Source organism: Actinomycetospora termitidis (assembly GCF_030286555.1).
Classification (GTDB): domain Bacteria; phylum Actinomycetota; class Actinomycetes; order Mycobacteriales; family Pseudonocardiaceae; genus Actinomycetospora; species Actinomycetospora termitidis.
Genome location: NZ_JASVWF010000012.1, coordinates 75,120 through 81,679, shown reverse-complemented (window position 1 = coordinate 81,679; position 6,560 = coordinate 75,120). Strand labels below are relative to the sequence as shown.

The 6,560-nt window shown below is 73.1% G+C and carries 4 protein-coding genes, 1 tRNA gene and 1 pseudogene; 2 read left to right on the top strand and 4 right to left on the bottom strand.

Annotated elements, in window-relative coordinates:
* Positions 1-373: 373 nt before the first annotated feature.
* Positions 374-2,284, bottom strand: a complete 1,911-nt coding sequence (locus QRT03_RS31785) for a bifunctional copper resistance protein CopD/cytochrome c oxidase assembly protein (RefSeq protein ID WP_286057181.1) — start codon at positions 2,282-2,284, stop codon at positions 374-376.
* Positions 2,285-2,347: 63 nt separating this feature from the next.
* Between QRT03_RS31785 and QRT03_RS31780 the strand changes: the two genes are divergently transcribed.
* A tRNA-Arg gene (locus tag QRT03_RS31780) sits at positions 2,348-2,421 on the top strand.
* A gap of 77 nt (positions 2,422-2,498) precedes the next feature.
* Here QRT03_RS31780 and QRT03_RS31775 read toward each other — a convergent pair.
* Positions 2,499-3,278 (bottom strand): NAD(P)-dependent oxidoreductase, encoded by a 780-nt coding sequence (locus tag QRT03_RS31775; protein ID WP_286057180.1) that lies wholly within the window; start codon positions 3,276-3,278, stop codon positions 2,499-2,501.
* A gap of 16 nt (positions 3,279-3,294) precedes the next feature.
* Positions 3,295-3,363 (bottom strand): annotated as a pseudogene (locus QRT03_RS32290) (hypothetical protein); the annotation flags it as partial.
* Positions 3,364-3,518: 155 nt separating this feature from the next.
* Here QRT03_RS32290 and QRT03_RS31770 point away from each other — a divergent pair.
* Positions 3,519-4,457: a LysR substrate-binding domain-containing protein gene (locus QRT03_RS31770; protein ID WP_286057179.1), complete on the top strand. Its 939-nt coding sequence runs from the start codon at positions 3,519-3,521 to the stop codon at positions 4,455-4,457.
* Between the two features lie 10 nt (positions 4,458-4,467).
* Here QRT03_RS31770 and QRT03_RS31765 read toward each other — a convergent pair whose 3' ends face one another.
* A complete protein-coding gene (locus QRT03_RS31765; RefSeq protein WP_286057178.1) occupies positions 4,468-6,558 on the bottom strand; it encodes a xanthine dehydrogenase family protein molybdopterin-binding subunit in 2,091 nt (696 codons plus the stop codon).
* Positions 6,559-6,560 lie beyond the last annotated feature (2 nt).

Below are 6,560 nucleotides of genomic sequence, written 5' to 3'. Positions count from 1 at the left end.
AACAAACCCCAACACAAAGCTGGGGCCAGAACACAAAACGTCAGCACACTGTTGAGTTCTCAAAGGACGACCACACGCGACGAGGCCTGGTCGGTTTTCCGACCATGTCGTTCACGGTGATTCCTACTGTACCGAAGCCTGTCGGGGGCGTCTCCGGGGGGTGAACCCTCGGCGCGGCCCGCCCGATCGGACGTCCGGTGAGGCGATCTGGACTCCGTGGGAGTCAGGCGATCGCCCCGGTCTTCGACTGTACCGGACCCGGAGGATGACTCCTCGGTGATCCGCTCTCCCGGCCGGCCGCTCTTCGCGTCCGTTCCCCGGCAGCGATGAGAACTCTACGCCCTGTCGTGACGCCCCGTTCACCGGGGGTCGATCACTGCGAAACCTGCACGTCGGGCCGGGGCCGGACCGCGACGAGCAGCGCCAGCAGTGGAACGAGGGCACAACCCAGGACGAGTCCGCCCGCGACCTGGTCCGCGGCACGATCGACGTACGCCGGGCCGAGCCGGTCCCAGTACGCGCCTCCGATGACCCGTGCGGAGGTGCTGACCGTGACGGCGAGACCGGCCTGGGCGACGGCGGCGACCACGACCATCCCGACCCGCAAGGACGGGGGTACCGAGGCGTCCAGCACCCCGCGGGCGAACACACAGCCGGCGGCGAGGGCCCACACCGTCATCGTCAGGTGACCGACGTGGTCCCCGACGAGCGCGTCGAAGAGCCCGCCGACGTCGAGCAGCCATCCGGTCGCGACGAGGACGACGGTCGCCACCACCGGCGACGCGAGTGCGCGACCGGCCGAGGACCGGCGCAGACCCGCGATCCACTCGACCGGGCCCGGCGGCCCGTCGGGCGCGGCGGGACGCACCGAGGCCAGCAGGACGCCGGGACGACCCAGCACCCAGGCGGGTGCGACCACGACCATCACCAGCACCTGCTGGGCCATGTGCAGGCTGAACTGCGCCGGCGCGTAGCGGGCCAGCCCGCTCGAAGTGGCGACGAGCAGCACCGCGCACCCGACGAGCCAGGAGACCGTGCGCCCCACCGGCCAGGTCTCCCCGTGCCGGCGCAGATTGCGCACACCCGCGACGTAGGCCAGTGCGGCCGCGACGGCGAGCGTGCCCAGGACCAGGTCGGGACGGGCGTCGGTGACGAGGCCCGGCAGGTCGAGCGGCCCGTCGAGCGAGTAGCCCAGCACCGCCTCGGCGCGGCTCGGCAGCGGCGCCGTCATCTCCGGCGGCGGGGTGCGGCCGAGGGCGACGGCGACGCCGACGGTCGCGAACATGATGAGCACCTCGACCCCGCCCAGCCGCACCAGCGCGGCCCGGGAACCACCCTCGACGTCGGGAAGGGTCCGTGTCCGATGGGCGGCGCCGAAGACGCCGAGGACGACGAGGCCCGCGACCTTCGCGAGGAGCAGGAGCCCGTAGGTGCTGGTCAGCACGTCGGCCGCGTTCACCCGCAGCAGCGCGTTGACCGTTCCGGAGAGCGCGAGCACCACCCAGCACCAGAAGGCGGTCGTCGAGAAGCGGTGCAGGGCGGTCGGGAGGTGGGCCCCGTGCACGGTCGCGTGGACGAGGACCGCGACGAGCCCCCCGATCCACACGGCGGCCGCGACGACGTGCAGGGCGAGGCTGGACATGGCGAGGTCGTGGGAGGAGCCCGTCCCGGAATGGCCGCCGAACGCGGCGGGCAACAGGCCGAGGACCGCCAGCGCGAAGGCGCCGACCGCCGTCGCCCAGGAGAGCGCGAGCCGGCAGAGGATCGCGCAGCACAGCGCCACACCCGCCGTCAGGAACCAGATCCTGGCCGCCGGGAGGCCCTGGAGGGATTCCGTGAACGTGCTCGTCGTCAGGACGACCGAGAGCGGGCGGGCGAAGGCGTCGGCGATCGCGAGGACGCCGGTCAGCACGGCGCCCGCCGCCCAGACCGTGGCGGTCCAGGAGGCGATGCGCACGGCGCGGTAGCCGTCGACGGCCAGCCGACCCGGGCCGGGCGGGGGGACGAGGAAGGCCGCGAGCAGCAGGGCGCCCACCGTGACGACGGCGGCCGACTCGCTCAGCGCCCGGACGACCGGGAGGCCGTAGGTGACGACGGGTCCGGGGTCGGGGAGGCCGAGCCGCGCGTAGGTCTCGGCCCCGGAGAGCGCGGTGAGGGCGAGCGCGACGACGGCGGCCACGACCGCTCCGGGCAGCGTCTGGGAGAGGACCGCGCCGGCCGTGGACGGACGACGGGGGCCAGGGGTGGTGGGCGCGTCGGCGTCGGTCGGGCTCGGGCGGACCACGGGTCCAGGGTAGGCGGGCGCACCACGCGACCGGGGTGGCCCGCACTACGCTGGCCCCCGCCGGCCCCCGTAGCTCAGCTGGACAGAGCAAGGCCCTTCTAATGCCAAGGTCGCAGGTTCGAGTCCTGCCGGGGGCGCCGCGGGACGGAGCGTCGTGGGCGGACTCCGGGCGTCGTCGAGCGGCGACACCCCACTCGCCACACGCGTTCCGACCTCACTGCTCCCAGGGCGGGGTCCACTCCCCGGGCAGCCGGAAGCTCAGCTGTGCGTCGTCCTCGATCCGACGGGCGACGTGCAGCTCGGCGGCGTCGAACCCGTACCGCTCGGCCGCGCGGGCGAAGGCCTGGTGGGCAGCGGCGGTCATGGGCAGGTCGGCGGGCACCGCGTCGGCGAGCTCGTCGGTGAGGCCGAGGTCCTTGAGGCAGAGATCGAGGGTGAACGACGGGTCGTAGTGCCCGGCGAAGATCGACGGGGCGTCGTGGCGGGCGACGAAGGAGTCCCCGACGCTCGCTTTGATCGCCTCCCAGAGCGTCGAGAGTTCGACGCCGTGCTGCATCCCCACCGCGAGCCCCTCTCCCAGCGCGGCGGAGTGGATGAACCACAGCTGGTTGGTCACGAGCTTGACCACGTTGCCCGTCCCGAGCGGGCCGCACGTGATGACCCGGCCCAGGTGCTCGAGCACCGGCCGGACCCGGTCCACGACCTCCGGCTCGCCGCCGAGGAAGAGGGTCAGCCGCCCGTTGCGGGCTCCGTCGACGGCGCCGGTCACCGGTGAGTCGGCGACCGCGACCCCGTCCGGGGCCTCCTCGGCCAGCGCCCGCACGAGGCCGAGTCGGTTGGTGGTCAGGTCGATCCACACCGAACCGGGCCGCAACGCCGCGAGTGCCCCGCCGTCGGCCATCACGGTCGCGACGTGGTCGGGGCGCGGGAGCGAGGTCAGCAGCAGGTCCCGCCTCCTTCGCGGCGGCGGCCGCCGAGTCCGCGGCGACAGCACCGTCCCGGACAGCGGTGTCGACGCGCGCGGGGTCCAGGTCGAAGGCGTGGACGGTGAAGCCGGCGCCGGCCAGTCGGGCACACATCGGGGCGCCCATGTTGCCGAGTCCGACGAAGCCGAGAGTGGGTCGCTCAGTCAATTCCTGCACCGTTCCGAGTCGTCGCGGGTCAGAGCCGACCATCAGCTCAACAGGGGTCGATCGGAGCGTCAATTGCCGTTCTCCGGCATGCTGTCATCGATATGATCGATGACCTGGCGTCGACCTCCGGCGTCTCGGACCGCCACCTGAGGGTGCTGCTCGCCGTCGTCGACGGCGGGTCCTTCACCGCCGCCGGTCGCGACCTCGGCATCGGCCAACCCGCCGTGAGCCACGCCGTCAGGCAGCTCGAGGGAGCTCTGGGGTCACCGGTCTTCCAGCGTGTGAACGGCAGGGCGGTCCTGACCGGGGCCGGGCGTCGCCTGGCCGAGGAGGTGCGCAGCGGCCTCGAGGCGGTGGACCGTGCGGTACGCACCTTCCGGCTCGCCGGGCGCGACGACGACGTCGAGCTCTCGGTGTCGATGCCGTTGGCCACCTACTGGCTCATGCCCCGCCTCGGCGCCTTCCGTGAACGCCACCCCGATGTCGAGCTCCGGATCAGCACCGGCGAGACCGACCGCCTCATCGGCATCGACGACGCCGACCTCTGGATCCCACTGGGCGAGGGACGCTGGCCCGAACTGCAGGAGAGCGTCTTCCTCCCGGAACGCATCTATCCGGTGGCAGCACCAGGGCATCCCCTGGCCCGGCCGGACACGCAGCCCGACGAGCTGCTCGACCCCGACCTGCTCGTCCACGTCGTCCACCCCGAGCGGCACTCCTCGCGCTACGACTGGCAGCGGTGGTTCGCCCACCACGGACACCAGCGCGTCGCGGGCGCCACCGGACCCCGGTTCAACGACTACTCCGTCGTCCTGCGGGCCGCTCTCGCCGGCCAGGGCATCGCTCTGGGCTGGCACCACCTCGTCCAGGACCTGGTGGCCGACGGGCTCCTCCGCCGGGTCGGCTCGTCGGAGGTCGAGACCGGTCGCCCCCTCGTCGTGCTCGCCCGGCCTGCGAGCCTGGGCCGCCCGGCGGTGCGCGCCCTGCACGACTGGCTCCTCGAAGCCGCCCACGGCGATCGCCACCGACGCGAGCCGTGAGGAGTCCGCGCTACCCGCCCAGGAAGTGCTCGACCTTCAGCGGTGTGGAACGCACACGGATGCCGGTCGCGTGGGACGCGGCGTTGGCGATCGCCGCGGCGGCGCCGACGATGCCGATCTCGCCGATGCCCTTGGCGCCCATCGGGTTGACGTAGGGGTCGTCTTCGTCGATCCATTCGGCGTCCATCTGCCCGACGTCGGCGCTGGTCGCGACGTGATAGCCGGCGAGATCGTGGTTGACGACGTGCCCGAAGCGCGGGTCGAGCACGCTCTCCTCGTGCAGGGCCATCGACAGGCCCATCGTCATGCCGCCGAGGAACTGCGAGCGTGCGGTGGCGGGGTTGAGGATGCGGCCGGCGGCGAACACGCCGAGCATCCGCGGCACGCGGACCTCGCCGGTGTCGGCGTGCACGGCGACCTCGGCGAAGTGCGCGCCGTAGGCGTGCATCGAGTACTCCTCGGCCCACGGGTTGTCCGGGGTGGTGCCGTCGGCCTCGTCGCCGTCGTCGGGGTGCTCGCCGTACTTGTCGCGGAACCGCTCCGCCGCGTCGACGATCGTCGCCCCCCACGACGCGGTCCCCGACGACGCACCGCCGACGGTGGCCGGGCCGGCCGCGGTGTCGCCGATCGACAGCTCGATCTGCTCCACGCCGACGTCGAGGGCGTCGGCGGCGATCTGGGTCAGCGCGGTGCGCGCGCCGGTGCCCAGGTCGGCCGCGGCGATCGCGACCGCGTAGTGCCCGGCCCGATAGCGGATGGTGGCGGTGGAGCTGCGCAGCCGCATCGTCGGGAAGGCGCAGGCCGCCAGGCCTGTCCCGTGCCACCAGCCGTCGCGGAGGTCGCTGCGCGGTTCCTGACGGCGGGTGTGCCAGGCGAAGCGCTCGGCGCCGCGCTTGAGGCAGGCGACGAGGTTGCGGCTGGAGAAGGGCTTGCCGTTCTCCGGGTCGACGTCGGGTTCGTTGCGCAGCCGCAGCTCGATCGGGTCCAGGCCGCAGGCGACGGCGAGCTCGTCCATCGCGACCTCGGCGGCGAAGCTGCCCGGGCACTCCCCCGGCGCTCGCATCCACGTCGGCACGGGTACGTCGAGCGGGTCGAGCCGGTGGCTCGTGCGCCGGGCCGGTGCGGCGTACATGGAGCGGCTGTAGACCGCGGTCTGCTCCCCGAAGGTCTTGTACCGGGCGGTCTGCTGGACGACGTCGTGGGTGATCGCAGTCAGCCGCCCCTCGGCGGACGCCGCGAGCCGGACCCGCTGCACCGTCGGGGTCCGGTAGCCCACCAGCGTGTACATCTGCTCGCGGGTCAGGGCGAACCGGACCGGTCGCCCGGGCACCGCGCGCGCCGCCAGCACCGTGAGGAACAGGTGCGCGTGCGAGTTGCCCTTCGACCCGAACCCACCCCCGACGTGGGGGCAGAGGACCTCGATGTCGTCCTCGTCGAGGCCGATCAGCCGGGCGATGTTGGCGCGGGTGGCCGTGACCGACTGGGTGGTGTCGTGCACGGTCAGCCGCGGCGCGGCGCCGTCGGGACGCCACAGCGCGACCGCGGCGTGCGGCTCCATCGGGTTCGGATGGGTCATCGCGGTCCGGTAGACCTCGTCCACCGTCACCGCTGCCGCGCCGAGACCTGCATCGACGTCGCCGTCAGTGGTGTCGGTGTGATGGTTGAGATTCAGGAGTTCGGGAGTGAACAGCTCCCCCGAGGCCTCGTCGAAGCGTGCACGGAACGGCGCCTCCTCGTAGTCCACGGCCACGAGGCCGGCCGCCTGCCTGGCCACCTCGGCGGAGTGCGCGAGCACAGCCGCGACGATCTGGCCGCGGAAGTCGATGTCCCGGTCCTGCAGCACCGTCCACTCGCGGTCCGACGTATCGGCCATGCGCTCGGCGTTCTCGCTGGTCAGCACGCAGAGGACACCGGGCAGCTCTGCCGCGGCCGCCGTGTCGACCGACAGGACGCGCCCGCGGGGGACGGTCGAGAGGACCGGGTACAGGTGCACCGCGTCGACCGCGGCGTGGTCCGCGGCGTAGAGCGCGCACCCGATGGCCTTCTCCGGACCGTCGACCCGGCGCACGGACGTACCCATGGCCCGGGGCGTCATCGTCATGA